Here is a 24,470-nt window from a genome sequence, read left to right as displayed (position 1 = left end):
TCTCTGAAACCGTCACTCGAAAATGATGACGCCACGCGCGTTCTTGCCAGCCAACATATCATCGAACGCCTGGGGGGCATCATCAATGTGGTAGGTGCGGGTGACAAGTTCATCGAGCTTGAGTTTGCCCGCCTTGTACAGCCCCAGGATACGGGGGAAGTCGTATTGTGGTCGGGCGGAGCCCAGCCAGCTGCCCTTCAGCACCCGCTCGTCCGCGGGCAATGTCAGGGTGGTGATTGAGGTCTTGTCCTTCGGGTCCGAGACACCCACCACCACGGCGGTACCGCCACGGCCCAGGCACTTGTAGGCCTGTTCCACCACCGGACCGGCGCCGACGCATTCGAACGCGTAGTCGACACCGCCAGTGAGTTTCTTCACGGCCTTGGCGCCGTCCTCCACTTCGCTGATGTTGACGGTGTGGGTGGCGCCGAACTCACGGGCCATTTCCAGCTTTTTCTCGTTGTTGTCCACCGCAACAATCATTTCCGCGCCAGCGGTGACGCAGCCCTGAATGGCGTTCAGGCCGACACCGCCAATACCGAAGACGGCCGTGCGAGAACCGGGCTCGACTTTCGCGGTGTTGAATACGGCACCCACGCCAGTTATCACCGCGCAGCTCACCAGGGCGGCGTTCTGCATCGGTACGGATTCGTCCACCTTGACGCAGTTGTCCACGTGCATGGTGGCGTATTCGGCCATTACACCGCAGGCGCCGAAGACGTTGAGGTCTTCGCCATCCGCGCCTTTGGTGCGAACGGTGCCATCGGGCAGGGTAAACATGGCCTTGCGGGCATTTTCACAGAGTACAGGGCGGCCACGTACGCATTGGCGGCACTTGCCGCACATGGAGATGAAGGAACTGACGACGTGGTCACCTTCCTTGAAGGCGGTGACACCCTCGCCCACTTCGATGACGACACCGGCGGCTTCGTGACCAAGGACGAGGGGCGCGGGGTATGGGATTTTTCCGGTGGTGGCGGACTGGTCGCTGTGGCAGACGCCGCAGGCACCGATCTTGATGGTAATCTCATCCCGTTTGGGGCCTTCCACGGTGATGGTCTCTACCTGAACGGGTTGGCCCCATTCGCGGCAGACGACTGCCTTTGCCTTTCTGTCCATTCTGTTTTGCTCCTCGGTTTTACTTAGCCTTCTTGTTTTGGGGCTGGCCGCAGGGTGGGGTGCCTTTTCTTATGGGAAAAATAACTCGCTGCGCTCAGACATCTTTTTCCCGCCAGAAAAGGCACCCCACCCCACGACCGTTCTGACAAACTCAATATCCGCTAGAACTCAGAGTCCTGTATGCCCAGCGCCGTTGTATCCACTGCGCTCAGCAAACCGGACAGGCTGAGCACTTTCGGCAATTCATAGCGCGCAAAATACTCACAGGCTTTCACCTTACCCTCGTAGAATTCCGCTGTCTGCTCACCATTTCCTTCCAGTCCGGCAAGGGCCTTGATGGCCTGTCGCAGCCAGAGCCAGCCGACGACGGTGTGGCCGAAGGCTTCCAGGTAGAGCGAAGCGTTGGCCAGGGCTTTTTCCACGTTGCCGTTGGCTTTCTCGGCGTTGATGGCGTCCGTCGCGGTGGCCAGGGATTTCACGGCCCGGTCCAGATGGTCGGCACACAGTGCCAGTCGTTCGATATCGCGGGACTCGCCGATGGTAGCGGCTATGCGTTCCATCAGTTCTTCGTAATACCTGCCGCCGGCCATGGAGACTTTGCGACCCAGCAGGTCGATGCCCTGGATGCCGTGAGTGCCCTCGTGAATCGGGTTGAGCCGGTTGTCTCGATAGAACTGCTCAACGGGGTACTCGCGGGTGTAGCCGTAGCCACCATACACCTGGATCGCCAGGCTGTTGGCCTCCAGGCAGAACTGGGACGGCCAGGACTTGATGACTGGTGTCAGCAGATCCAGCAGACCGGCCGCGAGTTGGCGATCGCTATCGGTGGCCCCGTGTTTTTTCTCGTCCACCAGCATGGCGCCTTGCAGGCACAACGCCAGACCGCCTTCCACGTAGGCTTTCTGGGTCAGAAGCATACGGCGGATATCGGCGTGACGGATCAATGGCACTTGTGGGGTGTTGGGGTCTTTCTCCCCAACCGGGCGGCCCTGTTTGCGATCACGGGCGTAGTCGAGGGCGTGGAGGTAGCCGGTGTAGCCAAGCATGACTGAACCGAGGCCGACGCCGATGCGGGCTTCGTTCATCATGTGGAACATGGCCGCCAGGCCGTTGTTGGGCTCGCCCACCAGGTAACCAACAGCCCCATCCTTCTCACCAAAGTTGAGCATGGTGGAGGTCGTACCCCGGTACCCCATCTTGTGAATCAACCCCGCCAACGCAACGTCGTTTCGTTCGCCAAGGCTGCCGTCTTCATTGACCAGGATCTTGGGCACGATAAACAGGGAAATACCTTTCACCCCGGGAGGGGCATCCGGCAGGCGGGCGAGCACCATGTGGATGATGTTGTCACTCAGCTCATGGTCGCCGGCGGATATGAAGATCTTGTTGCCAAACAGGCGATAACTGCCGTCGTCTTGCGGTTCCGCCCGGGTACGCAGGTCACCGAGGGAAGAGCCGGAATGGGGCTCGGTCAGGCACATGGTGCCGAAAAACCGACCGGCCATCATCGGTTCGGCGTATTTCTTCTGCTGGTACTCGTTGCCCTGGGCCTTGATCAGGTTCGCTGCCGCGATGGTCAGGCCAGCGTAACCCTGAGTGCCAACATTCGCGCCCTTGAGCAGCCCCACGCACATCTGGGCCACCGCAGCAGGCAGCTGCATGCCACCACGTTCAAAATCCTGACCGGCGGCCATCAGACCAGTGTCGCGCAGCACGTCGAGCGCTTTTTTCACTTCCGGGCGCATTTCTACCCGGCCGTTCTCGAACCTGGGTTCTTCTTCATCAACCAGGCGGGCATGGGGCGCAAACTCTTCGGCGGCCACTTTCAGTGCCAGGTCCAGGGCCGCCTGCAGGGTTTCACGGTTGTGTTCCGCATAGCGGTCATAACCCAGGGTCTGTTCGACGTCGTGGAGCTCGAACAACTGGAACGCAAGGTCCTGGGTATTGATGATTTTTTGTTGCATGGCCTCGTTACCCTTGGCATGGATTAACACGGTAGCCTGCCAGTCTGAAGTCTGGTCCTGCGGTGGGGGTACCTTTTCTTATGGGAAAAGAACTCGCTTCGCTCAGACACCTTTATCCCGTCAGAAAAGGTACCCCCACCCCATGACCGGCCTGACTGCACCGTTATACCTTGCTTAAACCACTTCAAACAGGCCAGCAGCGCCCTGGCCACCGCCGATGCACATGGTAACCACCACATACTTCGCGCCGCGGCGCTTGCCTTCAATCAGGGCGTGCCCGGTCAAACGGGAGCCGGTGACACCGTAGGGATGACCCACAGCGATAGAACCACCGTTCACGTTCAGCTTGTCCATGGGAATACCCAGACGATCACGGCAGTAAACCACCTGCGAGGCGAAGGCTTCATTCAGTTCCCACAGATCGATGTCATCCATCTTCAGGCCGGTGCGCTCCAGCAGACGCGGGATGGCAAATACCGGACCGATACCCATTTCATCCGGTTCGCAGCCAGCAACAGCGAAGCCACGGAAGATACCCATGGGTTCGATGTTGTTTTTCTCCGCGTAGGTGCTGTTCATCACCGTGCACACGGACGCGCCGTCTGAGAGCTGGGATGCGTTACCTGCCGTGACGAACTGATCGTCTCCACGAACCGGGTTCAGCCCCTGCAGACCCTCCAGCGTGGTGTTGGGGCGGTTGCACTCGTCACGGGTCAGCGTGACATCCTTATAGCTGATGTCCCCGGTTTCCTTGTCCTTCACCATCATGGTGGCGTCGAAAGGCACGATTTCGTCGTCGAACTTGCCCGCTTCCTGAGCAGCGGCAGTGCGCTGCTGGGAAATCAGGGCGTATTCGTCCTGGGAATCACGGCTGACGCCATAACGCTGGGCAACGATGTCGGCGGTTTCAATCATCGACAGGTACAGCTCGGGCTTGTTCTTCATCAGCCACTCGTTGGTAGCATGAAAGCTGTTGAGCTTGTCGTTCTGCACCAGCGAAATGGATTCCACACCACCGGCCACCATGGCCGGTACCTTCTCGGACACCACGCGCTGGGACGCCATGGCAATGGCCTGCAAACCGGAGCTGCAGAAGCGGTTGATGGAGACACCGGCGGTGGTCACCGGCAAACCAGCGCGGATCGCCGCCAGACGCGCCATATTCTTGCCCTGGGCGCCTTCGTGGAAGGTAGCGCCGAGGATCACGTCCTCAACGATGCTCGGGTCGATACCCGCACGCTCAACCGCGTGCTGGATAACGTGACCAGCCAGGTCCACGCTGTGGGTGTTGTTCAGGGCGCCACGGTAGGATTTACCGAGACCGGTACGCGCAGTTGAGACAATAACGGCGTCAGACATAATAATTTCCTTCGTAAACAGTACGGGTAGATCCGGTTAGGCGAAGTTCTAAAGATCGCCGAACCTACGACCTTCACTGACCAATTTCTCCAGCAGGCCCGCCGGCTTCCACTGCTCACCACCGAGGGAGTCGTGGAAGTTCTTGACTGTGCTGAGGATAGTGTCCAGACCAACCTGGTCCGCCCAGAACATGGGACCACCACGGTAGGCCGGGAAGCCGTAGCCGTAGATCCACACCACATCGATGTCCAGCGAACGATCGGCGATGCCCTCTTCCAGAATCTTGGCGCCTTCGTTGATCATCACATACATGCAGCGCTCCAGGATCTCCTGATCGCTGATCTCACGCGGAGTGATGCCCTGCTCCTTGCGGAACTCGGCAATCAACTGATCCACTTCCGGATCCGGGATCGGCTTGCGGCTGCCTTCCTCGTACTTATAGACACCAGCCTGAGTCTTCTGGCCCAGACGATCCATTTCCACCAGTTTGTCCATCCAGCTCGCCGGTACGTCTTCACCTGCATTACGGCGTTCTTCGCGGATACGATAGCCCACGTCGATACCGGCCAGATCCGACATCGCAAACTGACCCATGGGATACCCCAGATCCGTCAACACCTTGTCCACCTGCTGTGGGCTGGCACCTTCGTTCACCAGTGCCATAGCTTCCGCACCACGCTTGTGCAGCATACGGTTGCCAACAAATCCGTAGCAGTTGCCAACCAGCACACCGACCTTCTTGATCTTCTTGGCAACGGCCATCACCGTGGCCTTCACCTCGTCGGAGGTCTTGCTGCCACGCACGTTCTCCAGCAGCTTCATGACGTTTGCCGGGCTGAAGAAATGCATGCCCACCACGTCTTCCGGACGCTTGGTGGCAGAGGCAATTTCGTCGATATCCAGAGTGGAAGTGTTGGACGCCAGGATGGCACCAGGCTTACAAACCTCGTCCAGCTTGCCGAAGATCTCCTTCTTGATGGCCATGTTCTCGAACACGGCTTCAATCACCAGGTCCACGTCCCTGAAGTCGTCATAGGTCAGGCTGCCGCTGATCAGCGCCATGCGCTCCTCAACCTGCTGTTGTGTGATGCGACCTTTCTTCGCGGAGTTTTCGTAGTTCTTGCGGATGATGCCGAGCCCCTTGTCCAGGGCTTCCTGCTTCACTTCCACAATGGTCACGGGGATGCCGGCGTTGGCGAAGTTCATGGCGATACCGCCACCCATGGTGCCAGCCCCGATGATGCCCACACTGTTAACGTCACGGACCGGCGCGTCCTTGGACAGGCCTTTTACCTTGGAAACTTCGCGCTCGGCAAAGAAGGCATGAACCAGCCCGGCACGCTGCGGTGATTCCATGCATTCCATAAACAGTTCGCGTTCGCGCTTCATGCCTTCATCGAACGGCAGGCTGAAGGCCGCTTCCACCGCATCCACGCACTTGAACGGAGAGAACAGGCCACGCGCTTTCTTTTGCAGACCGGCGCGGAACTGGTCAAAAATCTCACTGCCCTTGTCAGCTTCTACCTTGTCAGTTACATCCCGCACTCGGCGGACCGGCTTGCCTTCATCGGCAACTGTCTGAGCGTATGCCAGACCAACGGCCTTGATATCGCTGCCGTCTTCAACCGCATCAACGATGCCCTGAGCAAGGGCGTCTTTGGCGCTCACGAACTCACCGGAGGTGATCATTTCCAGGGCTTTCTGGGCACCGGTCAGGCGCGGCAGGCGTTGGGTACCGCCAGCACCGGGTAACAGTCCCAGCTTCACTTCCGGCAGGCCAACTTTGGCACTGTTCAGGGCCACCCGGTAATGGCAGCCAAGCGCGGTCTCCAGACCACCACCGAGGGCGGTGCCGTGAATGGCGGCAACAATCGGTTTGTCGCTGTTTTCGTACTGATCTATAACGGAAGCCAGTCCCGGCTCCTGCATCGGCTTGCCGAATTCGCGGATATCGGCGCCGGCAATAAAGGTGCGGCCTTCGCAAACCAGCAACAGGACCTTGGCGTCTGCGTCGTTCTGCCCCTGCTCAAGCGCAGCCACCAGACCGGCACGAACCGCGTGACCCAGCGCGTTCACGGGCGGGTAGTTCACTGTGATGACGCCAATGGCGCCTTCCCGGTTGTAAGTTACGACCTCAGACATAATCTCCCCTCGCCTATATGGAATGTAGTTTTATCAAGCGAAACATAAGTACGATTTAATACAAGTTTTCGGCAGGTTTCAACCATGGATTAAAATGCAGGCATAAAAAAACCCCAGGACGGGTCCTGAGGTTTTCGGGTATATCAGCTTGTGGGGGAGGCCCGGACGGGGATCTCCCTCCGAAACACGCTGTAAATACATCCCTGTACGCTCGGCTCCGCCATCCATGGCTCCGCACGGTTTCGGAGGGAGATCCCCGTCCGGCCCCAGGCTTCTTCAGTTAGCCGATAGAATCAAACACCAAGCGATTCAATATCGCTGGCCAGCATCGCCAACTGGTGGGCAATGGACTCCCGCAGCTTTTCGCCGGGAATCAGATAGGATGGCGCCGCACAGGTCAGCGCCATGATGGTGCCGTCCTGCAGGTGAATCGGCACGCCCGCGGAATTGATGTTGCGATCCCATTCTCCCAGGGAAAGGCAGAAGCCGTACTGCTTATAGTCTTCCATTGAACGCTCAAGACCTTCCCGCTTCTCCGGCCAGGCATCGCCATACTTTGCTTCCATGGCATCATCAATGACTTTGCGCCCCTTGTCGGAGATAGCGCAATAGTAGGCGCGGCCCGCCGATGTGGTGGCCATGGGCAGTTTCAGGCCGATGTCCATGCGCAGCAATGAGGCTTCCGGGGGCAGCCGGTTCTCTACATAGATCATGTGCAGGCGGTCGCGGCAGGTCAGGCCGACAGACATGTTGGTCTGACGTGCAAACTCATCCATGTAGGGCTTGGCCAACTGGCGCACCTTGAGATTGGACACATAGGCGTAACCCAAAGCCAGCACGCCGGAGCTGAGCTGATACTTTTCCAGCTGGGCGTTGTAGCTGAGATAGCCCAGCTTGGTCAGGGTGTAGGTCATGCGCGAAACGGTGGGCTTCGGCAGTCCGGTCAGACGCGCGATGTCCTGGTTACCCAGAATCACCGAGCCCTGGCTGAAGGCACGAAGCACGTCGAGACCACGGGAAAGCGCCTCTACGAACTTGCGATCCTTTTCCGGCTTTACCGGTTCGCCGTCGCCGGATGCCGCCAACAGTTCCGGTGAAGTGATCTGTGCTTTTGTCATAAACTGGCGACCTCCAACAGCTGCGCCTGATCCGGTGCGCCCGGCATATCCGGATAATAGTCAGATAGAAGAAAAGTTGCGGTATTTTAATCGCTGCAGATATCAAGTACCAGAAACCATTATCAAAAGCCGTGCCAAATATGAAACACTCTTCCTTTATGTTTCATATTTCTTCCGCGATTTCCATACGAACCCCCGGGTTTACGGATCTATTTCGGTATATTATTCTGCTAAGCGGAACATGGCAAACAAGTTTAATGCACCTGACGATCCCCGGAGAGCACATGAAGGTACTATTTGTAGCAGGAGACCCCAAGCCAGAACGCTGGACTGTACCCATCAAGGAGCTGCTTCCGGAGGCCGAGATTCATGTATGGGACGCCAACGGCCCAGCCGTTAACGCCGACTACGCCATTGTCTGGCAGCCACCGGCGGAACTGTTTGAGCGCGAGAAGAGTCTGAAGGCAGTGTTTAACCTGGGCGCCGGCATTGATGGCCTGCTGGCCGTGCCCAACCTGCCGCCCCACCTGCCCGTAGTGCGCCTGGAAGATGCCGGCATGTCCGTGCAGATGGCGGAATATGTGCTGCACCAGCTCCTGGAAGCCAGCCGGGGTATGGAAACCTATCGGGAACAGCAACGTGAAGGCATCTGGAAAATTCACCGTCCGATCAAGCGCAGTGATTGGCCGATCGGGGTGATGGGCCTTGGTCACATTGGCAAACGGGTAGCGCGCACACTGGCGGACCTGGATTACCGCGTCAACGGCTGGGCCCGTAGCGAGCATGACCTTGAAGGGGTTACGACCTTTGCCGGGGCCGACCACCTGCCCAATTTCCTGCAATCAACCCGGGTGCTGGTGAATACCCTGCCGCTGACCGATGAAACCCGGGATATCCTCAATTACACGCATCTCAGCCAACTGATGCCTGGTGCCGTGGTGATTAACGTTGGTCGGGGGGAGCATCTGGTAGAGGACGACCTGCTCAGAGCCATCGATGACCATCATGTGGCACGGGCCTCGCTGGATGTGTTCCGCCAGGAGCCGCTGCCGTCGGACCACCCGTTCTGGCAGCGTCCGGAGATCACCATCACGCCACACATTTCGGCGCGCACCCTGCGGCACGCCACGCTGGAGCAGATTACCGGCAAAATCCGTGCGCACCATAACGGTCAGTCGATTACCGGCATCGTGGACACCAGCCGGGGATACTGAAAACGTCAGGCAATCGCGCCGGTCATTCTGGTATCAGCCCATGGCCGGCGCCACCACGAACACACCCCACAACATTAGCAGCAACAACGGAAGGGACAGCAGGACGAAGACTCCATTCCAGCCAAACGCCACCACCCAACGTGACACCTGACCAAACCGTGACAACAACATCACCGCCGGGCCGAACGGCGACAGCATCATGGCCAGGGAGAACCCGATGACCAGCGCTACCGCAACCGGCAACGGATCAACCCCTTCCGCCACCAGTTGGGGCATCAATCCCGCCTGCACACTCAGCACCGTGATAGGAATAATCCCTACGGCCGATAGCATGGGCATCATCAGCAACCCACACACCGCCAGCAACAATACGCCAAGCTCACCAGATGCCATGCCTGCCAGGGCGTCTGCCGGAATGACCGCCACCAGCGCCACACCTAGGCCGGCGGACCCGGCGAAAATCGACATCTCGTTGCTCATGCCCAGCATGTTGTCAGCGGCCTCCCGCGCCACAGCGGTCACTGAGCGGTCGTTCCAGAACATATAAAGAAGGGTCACCACCGTCACCGTCAGCATGGCCGCCACCGACACCTTCAACTCCGTGAACTGGACCAGCACCCCCATGGCCGTGAAAATGGTCAGCACCAATAGCAATAATCGCGCACTTCCGGCCGGCCAGGTCTCCAGTGGTTCACGCTCGCTGCTGACCAGGCGAAAGCGCCTGTGCTCCAGCACCCACCCCACCAGCACCAGCAATGCCGCGCTGCCAATACCATAGGGCAGCAGGCCGGACCAGCTCAGGGTGGGTACTTCCCGGGTAATAATGGCGACCGCAACACTGGTGGGCGCGACCAGCGGCACCAGCGCAAACCCCCGCAATGTACTGATCAGTACGCTGCGCAGCCAGCGCAGACGCGAAACTCCGGTAATACTTCGCTGCCGCAAGGTATCCGCCAGGGTGCCGCAGAGCAGGTTCATCACCCCGAAACTCAGTACCGACGCGATGCCACAACTCACCACCGCGTACTTTGGGTACAACATGGCCGGGCGCCCACCCAACAACACGTCATGTATTCTTTGCAATACTTCCAGCCGCCGCACCAGGCACTGCATCATTCCCAGGCTTCCCAGAAACGCGGCGTAAAAGGCGGCATTGGAGGCGGCCCTTATAAGATCTCCGGCACCCAGCTGGCCGACAACACCCAGATAGCCAATGACCAGCAGGGAAATCAGGAACAGGTAGCGGGAATAAGCCTGCAGTCGCCACAGGGCGCACATGAAGTAAAGTACAAATAACACGCCGGCGAATGCGCTGAGATGTGCGCTGGAGAAGCAAAGCGCCACAAGTTCCAGCAAAACCGCAACAGGAACCAGAAAACGGCTCATAACAGATTAGCGCCCTTCGATGATGGTATCGGTTGCATTTCACACAGACCCGGATTAGTCTTTAGCAACCAATATACAAAACTTAATTCCGCTATACGAAACTATATCAACGTTAATGACATGACAACCCCCATCCCTTTCCTCCTTATACTGGGAAGACCACAATGGGAAACATGTCTGCTGATGAAACGGGAGATGCCATGAGCGCATTCATCTACGACGGGTTGAGATCCCCCTTCGGTCGACACGCCGGCGCGCTGGCAAAAGTGCGCCCGGATGATTTGCTGGCCAGTGTTATCAAAGCATTGGTCGAGCGCAACGCGTTTGCCGCCGAGGCCTACGAAGATGTTATTGCCGGCTGCACCAATCAGGCCGGCGAAGACGCCCGCAATCTGGCCCGCCACGCCGGACTGATGGCCGGCCTGCCCGTAGAAACCGGCGGCCTGACCGTCAACCGCCTGTGCGGCTCCGGCTTGGCAGCCATCATCGACGCTTCACGGGCGATTCGCTGCAGCGAGGGCGAGCTGTTTGTGGCCGGTGGTGCCGAAAGCATGAGTCGTGCTCCTTTCGTCATGGCCAAGAGTGAAAGCCCTTTCAGCCGGGACTTCCGTGCCTTCGACAGCACCATTGGAGCCCGCTTTCCCAACCCCCGGATTGAAGCTGAATTCGGCGCGGACACCATGCCCGAAACCGCCGACAACATTGCGCGGGAGCTGAACCTGAGCCGGGAGGCTGTGGATCAGTTCGCCGCCCAGAGCCAGGCGCGCTACGACGCCGCCCTGAAAGATGGCTTCTATAATGAAGAGATACTTGCCATTGAGGTGCCCCAGGGCCGGAAAAAACCACCGGTCAGCGTGAGCAACGATGAACACCCGCGTCCCCAGTCCACGGTGGAGGCACTCTCAGGGTTGCGCTCCCTGTTTGAAGGTGGGGTGGTGACTGCAGGTAACGCCTCCGGCATTAACGATGGCGCCGCCGCCCTGATCATTGGCTCTCGCGAGGCCGGCGAAAAAGCGGGCATCCAGCCCCGTGCCCGCATCGTCTCCGCAGCCATTGCCGGGGTTCCACCGCGGGTCATGGGCTACGGCCCGGTCCCGGCCAGCGAGAAAGCCCTCGCCCGGGCGGGTCTGGGCATCAACGATATGGACGTGATCGAGATCAACGAGGCCTTCGCCGCTCAGGTTCTCGGCTGCACCACCAAATTGGGCATCGACCCGACCGATCCCCGGCTGAATCCCAATGGTGGCGCCATAGCTGTTGGCCACCCCCTGGGAGCATCCGGCGCACGGATTGCACTGACCGCCACCCGACAGCTCGAGCGCAGCGGTGGCCGTTACGCATTGATCAGCATGTGCATTGGCGTCGGCCAGGGCATTGCTGCTGTGATTGAACGGGTTACCTCTTAAAGAGCATCCGATTGAAAGAGCACCCAATTGAACAAGCATCCGATTGAACAAGCATCCGATTGAACAAGCTACTGACTAACTTTCTGAGGAGATACCACCATGGCTTCCGCACCCTGGGATGACCTGCTGCGATTCGACAAGCAACTGGATGAAACCGAGCGGCAGGTTCGGGACAGCATCCGTTCCTTCTGTGACCAGCGCCTGATGCCGGGCATTATTGAGGCGAACCGTCACGAGAAATTCGACCGCTCCATCTTCACCGACATGGGCGAACTGGGCATGCTCGGCGCTACCCTGCCGGAAGAATACGGCGGCCCCGGCCTCAACCACGTCTGTTACGGTCTGATTGCCCGTGAAGTGGAGCGGGTGGATTCGGCCTACCGTTCAGCCCTGAGCGTGCAGTCTTCACTGGTCATGTACCCTATTTTCAGCTACGGCCAGGAAGCACTGAAAAAGCGTATCCTGCCCAAACTGGCCTCCGGTGAGTACGTGGGCTGCTTTGGCCTGACCGAGCCCAACCATGGCTCTGACCCGGGCGGCATGGAAACCCGCGCCAAGAAAGTCGACGGCGGCTACCTGTTGAGCGGTTCCAAGATGTGGATCACCAACTCACCTATTGCCGACATCTGCGTGGTCTGGGGCAAGCTTGATGGCAAAGTGACCGGTTTCGTGATCGAACGTGAAGGCGCCAAAGGCCTGGAAACACCGAAGATAGAAGGCAAGTTCTCACTGAGGGCCTCCGAAACTGGCTCCATCTTTATGGACGAAGTGTTTGTACCGGAAGAGAACAAGCTGGACGTCGAAGGCCTGAAAGGCCCGCTGAGCTGCCTGACCAAGGCCCGCTATGGCATCAGCTGGGGCTCCCTGGGCGCCGCCGAGTTCTGCTGGCACGCGGCCCGCAACTATACCCTGGAGCGCAAGCAGTTCGGCAAGCCCCTGGCTGCCAACCAGCTGATCCAGAAGAAGCTGGTGGATATGCAGACTGAAATCACTATTGGCCTGCAGGCGGTGCTTCAGCTTGGCCGCATGATGGATGATGGCGTTGCCACTCCGGATTCCGTGTCCCTGCTCAAGCGCAACAACTGCGGTAAGGCCCTGGACATTGCCCGCGTTGCCCGTGACATGCACGGCGGCAATGGCATCTCCGACGAGTACCATGTGATTCGCCACGTGATGAACCTGGAAGCGGTGAACACCTACGAAGGTACTCACGACGTCCACGCGCTGATTCTGGGCCGCGGCCAAACCGGGATCCAGGCATTCAGCTGATCCCCATTGAGGGAACCCCAAAAGGCAGAGCTCCGGCTCTGCCTTTTTTATGAAACACACACAACGAAACGTCTCACAAACAGCTCACCAGAAACATTCTGGCCCTTTTGGCCCCCTCCGAAGCACTTTTCCGATTAATTGATAATGCTACTCTTTGACACGACTTAACAAAGGCATGGCTCTACATCCCTGATATCCGGCGCCCCCAAGAGGCCGGCGCCTCTACTTCAAGCATTCTCTTCAGGTTAAGGAGAAACCCGTGAAGAAATCCCGACTGATAACCACTGCCCTGATTGCAGCCATAACCGCTGGCTGCGCTTCCACCCAATCTGTGGAAGAAACCCCGGAATACCGGGAGCTCCAGAACCGGCAACAAAATCTGGAGCAGACCAATCAGCAGTTACGCGCGCAGCTGAATAACCAGCAACAATCGTCTTCATCTGAGCCAGAGTCACAAACCCAATCGCAGCTGTTGCCGCCCAATGCCAAGCCCGGTCATTGTTATGCCCGCGTTGTGATTCCGGAAACCTACAAAACGGAAATGCAGCGGGTCATGGTCTCTGAAGAAGACACCAAGGTGACCACCACACCGGCAAAGTACAAAACCGTAGAGAAAAGGGTACTGGTTAACGAAGCCTACGAAGAGCTCAAGGTGATCCCGGCAACCTACAAGACCGTGACCGAGCGGGTACTGGTTAAGGAAGCCTCCAGCAAGCTGGTCACCAAGCCCGCGGAATATAAAACCGTCACCGAGAAAGTTCTGATTAAACCAGCGTACAGCACCTGGAAGAAAGGCCGGGGCCCGATCGAGAAAATCGACGAATCCACCGGGGAAATCATGTGTCTGGTGGAAGTACCTGCAGAATACAAGACGGTCGAGCGCAAGGAACTCGTTCGCCCGGAGCGCACCGAAACCGTGGAAATTCCTGCGGAGTATGAGACTGTCACCAAACGTGTAGTGGATGTACCGGCCCACACCGAGAAAGTCACGATTCCCGCCGAGTACAAAACCGTGAAGGTGGTCCAGCAAGTCGAACCGCCCCAGGAAAAGAAGGTCACCATCCCCGCCGTTTACGCAGAAGTTCCCAAGAGCGTGAAGGTTTCCGACGCCGACATGGAGTGGCGTGAAATCCTGTGCGAGACCAACGTTACTGAGGGCGTGGTTCAGCGCCTGCAGCAGGCCCTGGAAGACAAAGGCTACGATCCGGTATGGATTGACGGCGTCTACGGCTCCAAGACCCGCGCAGCTCTGATCGCCTACCAGAAGGATAATAACCTGCCTTCCGGCAACCTCACTATCGCGTCTCTGGAGCACCTCGGGGTTGAACTCTGATTTCAGACTCCGGACGAAAAAAACCGCGACCTTGGTCGCGGTTTTTTTTTGGGCGACAGGGCCGTCGCCTTGTCTATCTGGGATAACCGGTGATATCGCGAATACGTGCATACAACGGCTGCAAACGCCCGTACATACCCTGGTAAACTTCCCGATACAACCTGTCATACAGCAGCTTGGTTTCCGGGTTCGGCTCAAATACACGCCCCACCCGCGTCATCTTCTTCACCGCAGTCTCAAAGTCCGGGTAATACCCCAACCCAACCGCGGCATCGATCGCCGCCCCCAGACCCGATGTTTCATAGGTATGAGGACGCTCCGCCGGCAGGCCAAAGATATCCGCGGTCAGTTGCATGGCGGCATCACTCTGGGAGCCGCCGCCGGCCACTCGCAAACGCGTTATCGGCACCCCGGTACGCTTCTCGATCCGTTCCTTCCCCTCACGCAGGGCATAGGCCAGCCCTTCAAGAATCGCGCGGTAGATATGGGAGCGGGTATGCACATCGCCAAAACCGATGATCGCCCCCTTGGCTTCCGGCCCCGGCTGACGAACGCCCGGTGACCAATACGGCTGCAGAGTGAGTCCCATGGAACCCGGTGGCACTTCATTGACCAGTTCGTCGAACAAGGCTTCCGGCTGGATACCCCGTTCCTCGGCAATGCGTTGCTCCCGCTGTCCGAACTCTCGTTTGAACCAGCTCACCATCCAGAAACCACGGTAGATCATCACCTCAGTACAGTAATGATAGGGAATTGCTGACGGGTATGGCGGCATGAAGCGAATCGGTTCCACATATCGGGCACTGTTGGTGTTTATGGTGGCCGTGGTGCCATAGCTCATGCAGCCGATGTCCGGCGCATAACCGCCGGAACCCAGGATTTCACAGGCCTTGTCCGACGCTGCGGCCATCACCGGCAATCCTTCGGGGAGGCCCAGTTGACTGGCCGCTTCTGACTGCAGTACCCCGATTTTCTCGCCCGGCTGCACCAGTTCCGGCAGCATGGACGGTTTGATCGGCATCAACTGCCATTTGAAGTCCCGTTTGCCGGCCCAGGTATGACGCTTGTAGTCGAAGGGGATATAACCCACCTGGCTGCCGACAGAGTCCACCATCCGGCCGGTCAGGCGCCAGTTGAGATAACCGGAAAGCAGGACAAACTTGTCCGTGCGGTTCCATATTTCTGGCTGATTCTGGGCAATCCAGTTGGCCTGTGCATTTTCCCGAAACCGTCGGATGGTGTCCTGCAACCCCAGCAGCCGGAAGAACCAGCCCCATGGCCCGCGCACCGGGCCATCCACACGGGCGTGGCGCTGGTCCAGCCAGGTAATGGCCGGGCGCAGAACGTCACCGTTGCGATCCAGGTTCAATACGGTGCCACGCTGAGTGGTGACAGTGACCGCCTTGACCTCTTCCGGGATGGCGTCCGTATCCGCCCAGAGCTTGTTGCACGCCTTGCCCAGACTTTGCCAGTAATAGTCGGGGTGTTGTTCGGCCCAGCCAGGCTGATCAGAGAAATAAGGCTCAATCTCTTCCTTGCCCTTGCCAACCAGTTCGCCCTCCAGGTTGAACAGCAACGCCCGCACACTCTGCGTGCCGTTATCGATGGCCAGAATCAATGGAGCCGTCATGATGCGCCCTTCCCTTCATCCGGCAGACTGTAGGCCTGCTGCCAAAGCTCAAGGTATTGTTTCCTCTCCACCTGCCAGCGTTCAGCGGACCAGTTCAGCACCGGAGTGCAAAGCGCCTGCAAACGATCGAGGACAGCCTCACCCCCCCGGGGGAGCAACAGTCCGATCCGGGTCCGTCGCAGGAGCAGGTCGTCCAGTTGCTGGATGCTTTCATTGGCGGCACTCCACACCAGCTCGGCCCAGAGGGTGTCAGTGTTCGCCACTGGCTCGAGGGGGCCAGCGGCCAGTAACTCTGGCAGCCGATTACCATAATGGCCCTGCAAGCGCTGCCATTGACGGCTCGAAACCGATGCCGGTCGCAGCCCGGGCCTCGATTGCCGCCGGAAGATGGGGGCATCAGACGTTGCGGTTTCCAGTTTGTCCAGATAAGGCAGCCCTTTGGTGAGGACATCCTGGGCGATCAGCCGGAACGTGGTGAGTTTGCCTCCGGCAACACTGATCACGCCGCCATCATCCCAGATGGCATGCTCCCGGTTTTCCTTTGAGGGTTCCTTGGCGCTTCCTCCCACCACCGGACGGACACCCGCCCAGGTGCTCAGCACATCGGCGGTGCCGACACCGTTGTCCGGGAAAACCCGGCCCACGACCGCCAGCAGGTAATCCACTTCCTCCGGCGTGATCCGGGCATCGCTGTCCAGAGTCAGCGAGTGATCGAGGTCGGTGGTTCCGACCACCGTCACCCCTTCCCAGGGGAAAATGAAGACCGGACGGCCATCGTCCGGATGAAACAGGGAAACGGTACAAGCGACAGGCAAGCGCCAGGAGGGAAAGACCAGATGGCTGCCGCGCAGGGGGCGAATGGTCTTCTCCGCGCCCAATTGGGCCCGCAGGTTGTCGGTCCAGGCACCGGTGGCATTGACCACCAGATCGGCGCTGACTGTCAGGGACTCGCCATTCATCCGGTTGCTGACATGCAGGCGTTTCACCGGGCCAGAGTCACGCTCCACTTTCTCCACACGCACGTAGTTGAGTACCTCAGCGCCATCACCCACCGCCTCGTGCAGCGTACGCAGGACCAGGCGGGCATCATCGGTTACCGCATCGGCGAAGCGGGTGCCACCATACAGGCCATCACGGTTAAGGCCAGGCACCCACTCAAGAACCCGGTCGCCTTTCAGGTACTCGTGATTGCGCCCTCCTGCCATCCAGTCATACACCGACAGCAAGGCGCCAAACAGTCGTGGACCGGGGAACTGCCGACGGAAATGCGGCATCACAAACGGCAATGGGTCCACCAGTCCCGGGGCTTCCTGCAACAGCCGCTGACGCTCGCGCACCGCGTCCCGGGTCAGCCCGAAGTGCCCGCTTCCGAGATAACGCAGACCGCCATGGACCATTTTGGAAGAGCGGCTGGAGGTGCCCCAGGCAAAATCCCGCTGCTCCATCAACAGGGTCCTGAGACCAGCCCGGGCCGCTTCCCGTATGATACCCGCCCCGGTGATACCACCGCCGACGACCACCAGATCATAATGTTCCTCGCCTCCACGCAACCGATCAAGCACCGACTCACGCGGCCAGGCCGGCAAGTTGGCATCCGTCATGACTTGGAGTCCTCCTGCAGCAAGGTACCCGGATTAAGACGCGCATCGGGATCGAACAGGCCGCACAGGGAACGAATCGCTTCCATACCCAGCTCGCCTTTTTCCACTGGCAGGTATGGCGCGTGGTCCTTGCCGACCCCATGCTGGTGGCTGATGGTGCCGCGATTCTCAACGATCAATTGCGACGTCGACTGTTTGAGCTTTTGCCAGCGAGCTTGGGTCGTGGCGTAGTCATCCGCGGCGCGGAAGACATAGGTGGTATAGATACTGCAGCCCTGGGTGTAGAAATGGGACAGGTGCGTGAACACATGCACCGCCTCATTGTCTTCAGACAGGCCATGCCGAAGGTTGTCCTCCACCCGATTGATCATGTTGTCCACATTGTCCCAGTCCGTGGCGGTTTCCAGGGTGTCCACGGCGTAGCCCATTTGCCAGAGGGCTTCGCGCAGGTATGGCATGGTGAACCGTTTTTCGGCCCACTTGCTGCCCATATGGGTACCGGTATAGACCCCCCGGTGAGTTTTACAGATGCGCCGGACTTCGCGCAGGGCGGCGCGGCACTGAGTTTTGCTGCCGGTCAGACCGAGAGTCATCATGCATTTGCCGTCGCCCACGCCACGGAAAGCCAGGAATTTCTCCAGCGTCCCGATCAGCTTCTCATGCCCGGCCAGTGCCAGCTGGGTTTCGGTTTCCCTGGCGTTGCTTACCCGGATCATGGAGAGCTGCACCCGCGACTGGACCAGACTCCGGGACGCATCGCGGGCGGCCGCCCAGCTGGGAAAGAAAACGACGTGGAAGCCTTCCTTCTCCGGCAGCGGTGTGACCCGCACCTTGACCTCGGTGATCAATCCCATACGCCCTTCCGAGCCCATGATCATCTCGCGGATATCCGGTCCTGCCGAAGAGGCCGGAATCGTGGGAATGGTGAGCGAACCGCGCGGGGTTTCCATGCGCCCGCCGGCAAACAACTGCTCAATGCGTCCGTAGCGCAGGGACTGCTGGCCACTGGACCGGCTCGCCACCCAGCCACCGACCGTCGACAGTTCAAAAGACTGCGGGAAATGCCCCAGGGTGTATCCCTCCGCCTTGAGCTGGGCTTCCAGCAACGGCCCCGGTGTACCCGCACCGAAGGTGGCAATATGGCTCTGGTGATCCAGGTCCAGCAAGCGATTCATTCGCGCCAGACTGATGGTAAGGACCGGTTTGTCGGATTCGTTGGGGTTGATATGGCCGGCCACACTGGTTCCGCCGCCGTAGGGAATGACAATAGCGCCGGTATGCGCAGCCCATTCCAGGAGCTCCCGGGCATCCTCCGAGCTCTCCGGGAAGGCGACCCCGTCCGGGAAAACGCCAAACTCACCGCTGCGCATGGCCAGCCAGTCCGCCAGACTCTGCCCCCGGGCATGGCGGACGCGGGTCTCGGCGTCTGTCGCCACCTTGTCGTGATGCGGCAATCGGGTTTCGGGCACTCTGGCCAGTACAGATTCCAGACTGGCATCGGGAAGCGGCTGCGCGCGGCCGATCCGCTCGGCGAGAAAGGCCGCGCCATTGACGGGCAGCTCCAGATTGAATTGATCATCACCCCAGCCGTTCCAACGTCGCATTTTTGGCTCCTTGTTGTCGCTAATGCGGTTACACTTATACGGTTACACCAGGGTGTAGAGTCTTACCGTTTACCACAATCCTGTCACGGTCGATCAGCGACAACTGAATGAACAAATGACGACAGATAACAGTCTTGGCATCGCCTCAGTCACCGCCGTACAACAGTATCTTCGCCTGGCACAGGACGAGGGCCTGGACGTTGCAGCCCTGTGCCACGCAGCCGGCCTGCCTGCCGATCTGCCAACCCTGTCCCAGGGCCATGTGCCCGGAAACCGCTTCCAGACTCTGATCCGTGAGATGGCTGATCAGACCGGCAACCCGTTACTGGGGCTGTACAGTGGCGACTATGTCCAGCCTGGCTCCTACAACGTGCTGGGCTACATCACCATGAGCTGTGCAACTCTGGGAGAGGCGATCGAACGGATTGCCCCCTACGAGAAACTGGTGGGCGACATGGGGGTGACCCGGGTGTTGCGTCAGGGGGATGAAACACACCTGGTCTGGGCCTGCGCCTACACTGACCCGGCGGTGCGCCCGCACATGATCGATAACGTATTTGCTTCCTGGATACAGTATGCCCGCTGGCTCGCAGGTCATGACGAACCGGCACCACTGAGGGTGGATCTGGAGCACCCCTCTCCCGGTGCCGGGCTGGAGCACGCCTATCGCGAGCGCTGGGGCTGCCCGGTGCTGTTTGACCAACCGGACAGTCGCATCCGCTTCCACCAGTCACTGTTGAATGCCCCCCTGCGTCAACCGGATCCGGACCTGAGACAAACCCTGGAGGAGCACGCCCGGACGCGCATGGAGAGCCTCGGGGACCGCGATGGTTTGGCTACACGCGTCAGGCACGCTATCTATCAACAACTGCGACAGGGAGTGACCCGACAGGATAGGGTGGCCGAACAACTGGCCATGACGTCGCGGACGCTGCAGCGCAAACTGGGCGAGGAAGGCCTGTCCTATCAGCGGCTGCTCGATGACATCCGGCACGAGTTGGCGCGAGACTACCTCACCAATTCCCATCTCAGTATTCAGGACATTGCAGTGCGTCTGGGCTTCAGCGAGGTGCGGTCCTTTCACCGGCGATTCAAGGACTGGACTGGCAACACACCTGGCGATTTCCGGACAAAAGCCCATGAACACTCCACGCCCTAGTAGCCGTATCTCACGCCACATTGCCGAGTGCCGGCCACAAAAAAGCCCCGGAGCGGGGGAAACACTCCGGGGCAAAGCAACGGGTGCAAAAGCACCTGAGAATCATCGCATTATCGCGCTGCCACTTTGATCAGAAGCTCAGCTTCGCAGAGGCAATAACCTGCTCGTAGTGCTCGCTGCTGCTGGTGGCAATTTCTCCAAAGTTCCAGTAGGCGTATTCCAGGCCCAGGGTCAGATTGCTGTGAGCGGACCACAGCAGGCTGGCGTGAACCGACGTCGAGGAATCAAAGTAACTCAACGTACCGGCCGGAGACGCCGCCAGGTCGTCAACAATTTCGGTATGGGAAACGATCAGGTTGCTACGCCATGAGGGCGACCAGAAATGACGGTAAGCGGCTGTTGCACCATAGCTTTTAAGCGGTTCCACGTCGCCCATGGCCTGCGCAGCCAGATCCACGTCCGGGTAGGTAAACAGGCCCATGTAGCGACCAAGCGCGCCGTAGCTGTATTGCAGGCGCAGGTCATCACGGCCAATGGTAGGAATTCGAGCACTCAGAGAGACCGCGCCATCGATCTTGGTTTCGTCAGCGGCATCATCTTCAATGCTACGCAACAGACCGGCGATGGAGTAGAACCCGTAATTGCCGCGAATCTGGTAGCGCATGGCAAGGTCCGGGTAAGACTGATCATCATAGGAGTTGTCGGAGAATCCGTCTTCGGGGTTCTCCAGGGACATCATCAGCTTCCCGCCCGGCGCGGCCATGTTGTAGCGAATCATCGGCTGGGTTACGTATATAAATGCGGCCTGCTTACCCTGATCGAGAACTTCCGGCATGGCGGCCAGATCGGTAAAGGTGGTGTAGGTCTGACCAAAGTCCCAGTTGTTCCAGGAGCCATAGGCCTGGCGCAAACGCGGAGAATAGCTGTTGGAAACGACTTCATTACCGTCGTTCATCTCCTTGTTAAAATCCATCTCCACATAGGTGGTCAGCGTATGACCGGCAACATCCTCAGTCTTGGTACCAATACTGATGCGCGATTCACGAGCAGAAAAACCGGTCTTCCAGTCGCTTTCTCCTGAAGCCGCCGCTTTCGCAAAGGTTCGTGGCAGGCCTACACTGTAACTGTTCATGCTGCCGTTCCCGTTGGAACCAAAAATAGCATCAGCTTTGATAAAACCACCGAATGAGATCGTGGTATTTCCGATTTTGATCCCGTCACCATCCCGCAGCAGATAGGGGTTGTCGTCCTGCAGCTCAGGTGCCGTCGATACGGCACCCTCCAGTTTGCTTTCCAGCAGTTGTACCCGCTCACGCAGTTCGTCCAGTTCGGAGCTCTGCGCCAGGGCAGATCCGGATCCGAGAGCGATCAGCGGGAGGCCGGCCAGGGCAATGGCACGGGGGAGTGGACGTGCATGGAAACGCGTTGTTGTTGTCATCTCAAACCTCTTGACGGAGTTGATTGCATGTCTTTGTTATTGAAATTCCGGTGCTGGTACAGACTCACACCAAATCAATCACGCTGTTTCACTGTGCGGTATTTAGTGAATTATTAATTTCGCATAGCAGTACCAGCTTCCGTGGTTTCGAATATAAACGATGAATTTGCCATCAACAAGGTTTTGAAACCAAATTCTGATGAAAGTCGTAATTACTGTGTGTTTTCTTGTTTCACTATCATTGACAGGGAAGCTAGCTTTGAATGATCATTGAGTAATTCTGCTATGCGGTATATATTTTCGCTGTAATGCACTGATGAGGTTTATCCGATGAACATGAACTACACGGCCGAGGAACTTGCCTTCCGTGACGAGGTAAGGGCGTTCCTGGATGAGAAGCTGCCGGCGGACATCGCCGCCAAAGTCAAAGGGTTCCGCCGCCTGTCCAAAGAGGATCATCAGCGGTGGCAGAAAATTCTCAGCGAACAGGGCTGGTACGCCACCCACTGGCCGGAAGAGTACGGCGGTGTGAAATGGACTCCGGTCCAGAAGCACATCTGGGACGAAGAATCCTGCCGTTACGGTGTTCCCCGCTCCATCCCGTTCGGGGTGAACATGGTGGCACCGGTGATCATCAAGTTCGGTAACGAAGAACAGAAGCAGAAGTACCTGCCACGCATCCTCAGTGGCGAGGACTGGTGGTGCCAGGGTTATTCCGAGCCCGGCGCCGGATCCGACCTGGCGTCCCTGAAGACCCGTGCCGTACGCGATGGGGATCACTACATTGTCAACGGCCAGAAGACCTGGACCACTCTGGGCCAGCACGCCAACATGATCTTCTGCCTGGTACGCACCAACACCGAGGTCAAGAACCAGGAAGGTATTTCGTTCCTGCTGATCGACATGGACACACCGGGCATTACCGTGCGCCCCATCATCACGCTGGATGGCGAGCACGAGGTCAACGAGGTGTTCTTCGAGGACGTGAAGGTGCCGGTTGAAAACCTCGTTGGTGAAGAGGACAAGGGCTGGACTTACGCCAAGTACCTGCTGACCTATGAACGCACCGGCCTGGCCGGCATTGGCATGTCCAAGGCGGCATTGTCGCACCTCAAGCAACTGGCGAGCCGTCGTCTGAAAAATGGCAAACCGTTGATCGAGGATCCGACGTTCAGCCAGCGTATCGCCAGGGTAGAAATTGATCTCACGGCCGCAGGAATCAGCAACCTGCGCATCATCGCCTCAGTTGAAGGGGGAGGTGTACCCGGCGCGGAAAGCTCGATGCTGAAAGTGAAGGGCACCGAAATCCGCCAGGCCATCAACGATCTGGCACGCCGGGCGATTGGCCCCTACGCCCTGCCATTTGTCGAGGAAGAGCTGGATCTGAATTACGAGGGCGAATTCCTGTCGGACGAAAACGCCGCCCCACTGTCGGCCCAGTACTTTAATAACCGCAAGCTGTCGATTTTCGGCGGATCCAACGAGATCCAGAAGAACATCGTGTCGAAAATGATTCTCGGGCTTTAAGGAGGCGACCATGGATTTCCGACTCAATGAAGAGCAGCAAATGCTGCAGGACACCGTGGCGCGTCTGGTGCGCGGTGAATACAGTTTTGAAAAGCGCCTGGAATTCAGCGAGACCGACCTGGGCTTCAGCGCCGATTTCTGGCAGCAGCTCAGCGAGCTGGGGCTGACTGCGGTGCCGTTCTCCGAAGAACTTGGCGGCTTCGGCGGTGGCGGCGTGGAAGTTCAGTCTTTGATGGCGGAACTGGGGCGCGGCCTGTGCCTGGAACCGTACATGCAGTCGGTTATTCTGGGTGGCGGCCTTATCGATCAGGCCGGCAACGACAACCAGAAAGAAAACTGGCTGGCCGGCATCGCCAGCGGCGAACTGAAAGCCGCTGTCGGCCTGCAGGAACCCCAGAGCTTCTATGACCTGAACAACGTGGAAACCCGCGCTGAGAAAAAAGGCGAAGGCTATGTCCTGAACGGGCGCAAGGCGGTTGTGATCGGTGGCCACTGTGCCGACCTGATCGTGGTGTCCGCCCGCACTTCTGGTGATACCCGCGACACCGACGGCATCAGCCTGTTTGCGCTGTCCCCGGACACTGCCGGTGTTGAACGCCGCACGTACCCCACCATCGACGGTGCCAAGGGCTGCGACATTACCCTTAACAACGTTCAGGTCGGCGCAGACGCGCTGCTGGGCGAGGAAGGCAACGCCGCTGACGTCATCGAATATCAGGCCGGCCGCGCGATTGCCGCACTGTGCGCCGAAGCCGTAGGTGTGATGGAGATGGCCAACGAGCTGACCCTGGATTACCTCAAGCAGCGCAAGCAGTTTGGCGTGCCTATCGGCAAGTTCCAGGTGCTGCAGCATCGCATGGTAGACATGATGTCCGAACTGGAGCAGGCACGCTCCATGGCCATTCTGTCCGCCAGCGTCGCCGACAGCGAACAAAGCGATGAGCGTCGTCGCGTGCTGGCCGCTGCCAAGAATGTGATTGGTCGTGCCGGTCAGTTTATCTCCGAATCCGGCATCCAGTCCCACGGTGGTATTGGCATGACCTGGGAATACAATTTTGCCCATTACGCCAAGCGACTGATCGCCATCAATCACCAGTTGGGCGATGACGATTTCCACCTGGAACGTTACGCCTCCCTGCTGCAAGCCAGCTAACACGCTCTGGACTTGTGTCCCTGAGGCCTCACTATATCCAGTCAGAGG

17 protein-coding genes are annotated in these 24,470 nt (G+C 58.7%); 7 read left to right on the top strand and 10 right to left on the bottom strand.

What is annotated here, in order from left to right; all coding sequences use genetic code 11:
- Positions 1 to 12 precede the first annotated feature (12 nt).
- The 5 genes from Q0Y21_RS16400 to Q0Y21_RS16380 all read right to left on the bottom strand — a co-directional run bounded on the left by Q0Y21_RS16400 (position 13) and on the right by Q0Y21_RS16380 (position 7,702).
- Positions 13 to 1,119 carry a Zn-dependent alcohol dehydrogenase gene (locus tag Q0Y21_RS16400; protein WP_297797766.1) on the bottom strand — a complete coding sequence of 369 codons (1,107 nt, stop codon included), beginning with the start codon at positions 1,117 to 1,119 and terminating at the stop codon, positions 13 to 15.
- Positions 1,120 to 1,280: 161 nt separating this feature from the next.
- Complete coding sequence (locus Q0Y21_RS16395) at positions 1,281 to 3,083, bottom strand: acyl-CoA dehydrogenase (protein WP_297797764.1); 1,803 nt, start codon at positions 3,081 to 3,083, stop codon at positions 1,281 to 1,283.
- 174 nt (positions 3,084 to 3,257) lie between these two features.
- Positions 3,258 to 4,442 carry an acetyl-CoA C-acyltransferase gene (locus Q0Y21_RS16390; RefSeq protein WP_297797762.1) on the bottom strand — a complete coding sequence of 395 codons (1,185 nt, stop codon included), beginning with the start codon at positions 4,440 to 4,442 and terminating at the stop codon, positions 3,258 to 3,260.
- A gap of 48 nt (positions 4,443 to 4,490) precedes the next feature.
- Positions 4,491 to 6,584 carry a 3-hydroxyacyl-CoA dehydrogenase NAD-binding domain-containing protein gene (locus Q0Y21_RS16385; RefSeq protein WP_297797760.1) on the bottom strand — a complete coding sequence of 698 codons (2,094 nt, stop codon included), beginning with the start codon at positions 6,582 to 6,584 and terminating at the stop codon, positions 4,491 to 4,493.
- Positions 6,585 to 6,877: 293 nt separating this feature from the next.
- Entirely contained in the window at positions 6,878 to 7,702 is an 825-nt protein-coding gene (locus Q0Y21_RS16380) for an IclR family transcriptional regulator (RefSeq protein WP_297797758.1), read from the bottom strand.
- Between the two features lie 284 nt (positions 7,703 to 7,986).
- Between Q0Y21_RS16380 and Q0Y21_RS16375 the strand changes: the two genes are divergently transcribed.
- Entirely contained in the window at positions 7,987 to 8,916 is a 930-nt protein-coding gene (locus Q0Y21_RS16375) for a glyoxylate/hydroxypyruvate reductase A (RefSeq protein ID WP_297797756.1), read from the top strand.
- A gap of 33 nt (positions 8,917 to 8,949) precedes the next feature.
- Here the strand turns inward: Q0Y21_RS16375 and Q0Y21_RS16370 are convergent, their stop codons facing one another.
- Entirely contained in the window at positions 8,950 to 10,302 is a 1,353-nt protein-coding gene (locus tag Q0Y21_RS16370; RefSeq protein ID WP_297797754.1) for a hypothetical protein, read from the bottom strand.
- Between the two features lie 200 nt (positions 10,303 to 10,502).
- On the opposite strand from Q0Y21_RS16370, the gene Q0Y21_RS16365 reads away from it, so the two are divergent.
- The 3 genes from Q0Y21_RS16365 to Q0Y21_RS16355 all read left to right on the top strand — a co-directional run bounded on the left by Q0Y21_RS16365 (position 10,503) and on the right by Q0Y21_RS16355 (position 14,310).
- Positions 10,503 to 11,708: a 3-oxoadipyl-CoA thiolase gene (locus Q0Y21_RS16365; RefSeq protein ID WP_297797752.1), complete on the top strand. Its 1,206-nt coding sequence runs from the start codon at positions 10,503 to 10,505 to the stop codon at positions 11,706 to 11,708.
- Positions 11,709 to 11,807: 99 nt separating this feature from the next.
- Positions 11,808 to 12,977 carry an acyl-CoA dehydrogenase gene (locus Q0Y21_RS16360; RefSeq protein WP_297797750.1) on the top strand — a complete coding sequence of 390 codons (1,170 nt, stop codon included), beginning with the start codon at positions 11,808 to 11,810 and terminating at the stop codon, positions 12,975 to 12,977.
- A 259-nt stretch (positions 12,978 to 13,236) separates the two neighbouring features.
- Positions 13,237 to 14,310 carry a peptidoglycan-binding domain-containing protein gene (locus tag Q0Y21_RS16355; protein ID WP_297797748.1) on the top strand — a complete coding sequence of 358 codons (1,074 nt, stop codon included), beginning with the start codon at positions 13,237 to 13,239 and terminating at the stop codon, positions 14,308 to 14,310.
- Positions 14,311 to 14,383: 73 nt separating this feature from the next.
- Here Q0Y21_RS16355 and Q0Y21_RS16350 read toward each other — a convergent pair whose 3' ends face one another.
- From Q0Y21_RS16350 to Q0Y21_RS16340, 3 genes are read right to left on the bottom strand one after another with little or no spacing between them, the layout of a single operon-like run.
- The gene (locus Q0Y21_RS16350) at positions 14,384 to 15,940 is read right to left on the bottom strand and encodes an FGGY-family carbohydrate kinase (protein ID WP_297797746.1); all 1,557 of its coding nucleotides are present in this window, start codon (positions 15,938 to 15,940) and stop codon (positions 14,384 to 14,386) included.
- A complete protein-coding gene (locus tag Q0Y21_RS16345; protein WP_297797744.1) occupies positions 15,937 to 17,541 on the bottom strand; it encodes a glycerol-3-phosphate dehydrogenase/oxidase in 1,605 nt (534 codons plus the stop codon). The genes Q0Y21_RS16350 and Q0Y21_RS16345 overlap by 4 nt, the downstream gene beginning before the upstream one ends.
- On the bottom strand, positions 17,538 to 19,145 hold the full coding sequence (locus Q0Y21_RS16340) for an FAD-binding oxidoreductase (protein ID WP_297797742.1): 1,608 nt from the start codon (positions 19,143 to 19,145) through the stop codon (positions 17,538 to 17,540). Before Q0Y21_RS16340 ends, Q0Y21_RS16345 begins: the two co-directional genes overlap by 4 nt.
- Before the next feature lie 115 nt (positions 19,146 to 19,260).
- Between Q0Y21_RS16340 and Q0Y21_RS16335 the strand changes: the two genes are divergently transcribed.
- Positions 19,261 to 20,304: an AraC family transcriptional regulator gene (locus Q0Y21_RS16335; RefSeq protein ID WP_297797740.1), complete on the top strand. Its 1,044-nt coding sequence runs from the start codon at positions 19,261 to 19,263 to the stop codon at positions 20,302 to 20,304.
- Positions 20,305 to 20,434: 130 nt separating this feature from the next.
- Here Q0Y21_RS16335 and Q0Y21_RS16330 read toward each other — a convergent pair whose 3' ends face one another.
- The gene (locus tag Q0Y21_RS16330) at positions 20,435 to 21,742 is read right to left on the bottom strand and encodes a DcaP family trimeric outer membrane transporter (protein ID WP_297797738.1); all 1,308 of its coding nucleotides are present in this window, start codon (positions 21,740 to 21,742) and stop codon (positions 20,435 to 20,437) included.
- A 330-nt stretch (positions 21,743 to 22,072) separates the two neighbouring features.
- On the opposite strand from Q0Y21_RS16330, the gene Q0Y21_RS16325 reads away from it, so the two are divergent.
- Together Q0Y21_RS16325 and Q0Y21_RS16320 are read left to right on the top strand one after the other, a co-directional pair.
- Positions 22,073 to 23,269, top strand: coding sequence for an acyl-CoA dehydrogenase family protein (locus Q0Y21_RS16325; RefSeq protein ID WP_297797736.1), 1,197 nt, complete (start codon positions 22,073 to 22,075; stop codon positions 23,267 to 23,269).
- A gap of 10 nt (positions 23,270 to 23,279) precedes the next feature.
- A complete protein-coding gene (locus Q0Y21_RS16320) occupies positions 23,280 to 24,422 on the top strand; it encodes an acyl-CoA dehydrogenase (RefSeq protein ID WP_297797734.1) in 1,143 nt (380 codons plus the stop codon).
- Positions 24,423 to 24,470: the final 48 nt, after the last annotated feature.

The organism is uncultured Marinobacter sp. (assembly GCF_947259545.1).
Taxonomy (GTDB): Bacteria; Pseudomonadota; Gammaproteobacteria; order Pseudomonadales; family Oleiphilaceae; genus Marinobacter.
This window is presented reverse-complemented; position numbering and strand designations above follow the sequence as displayed.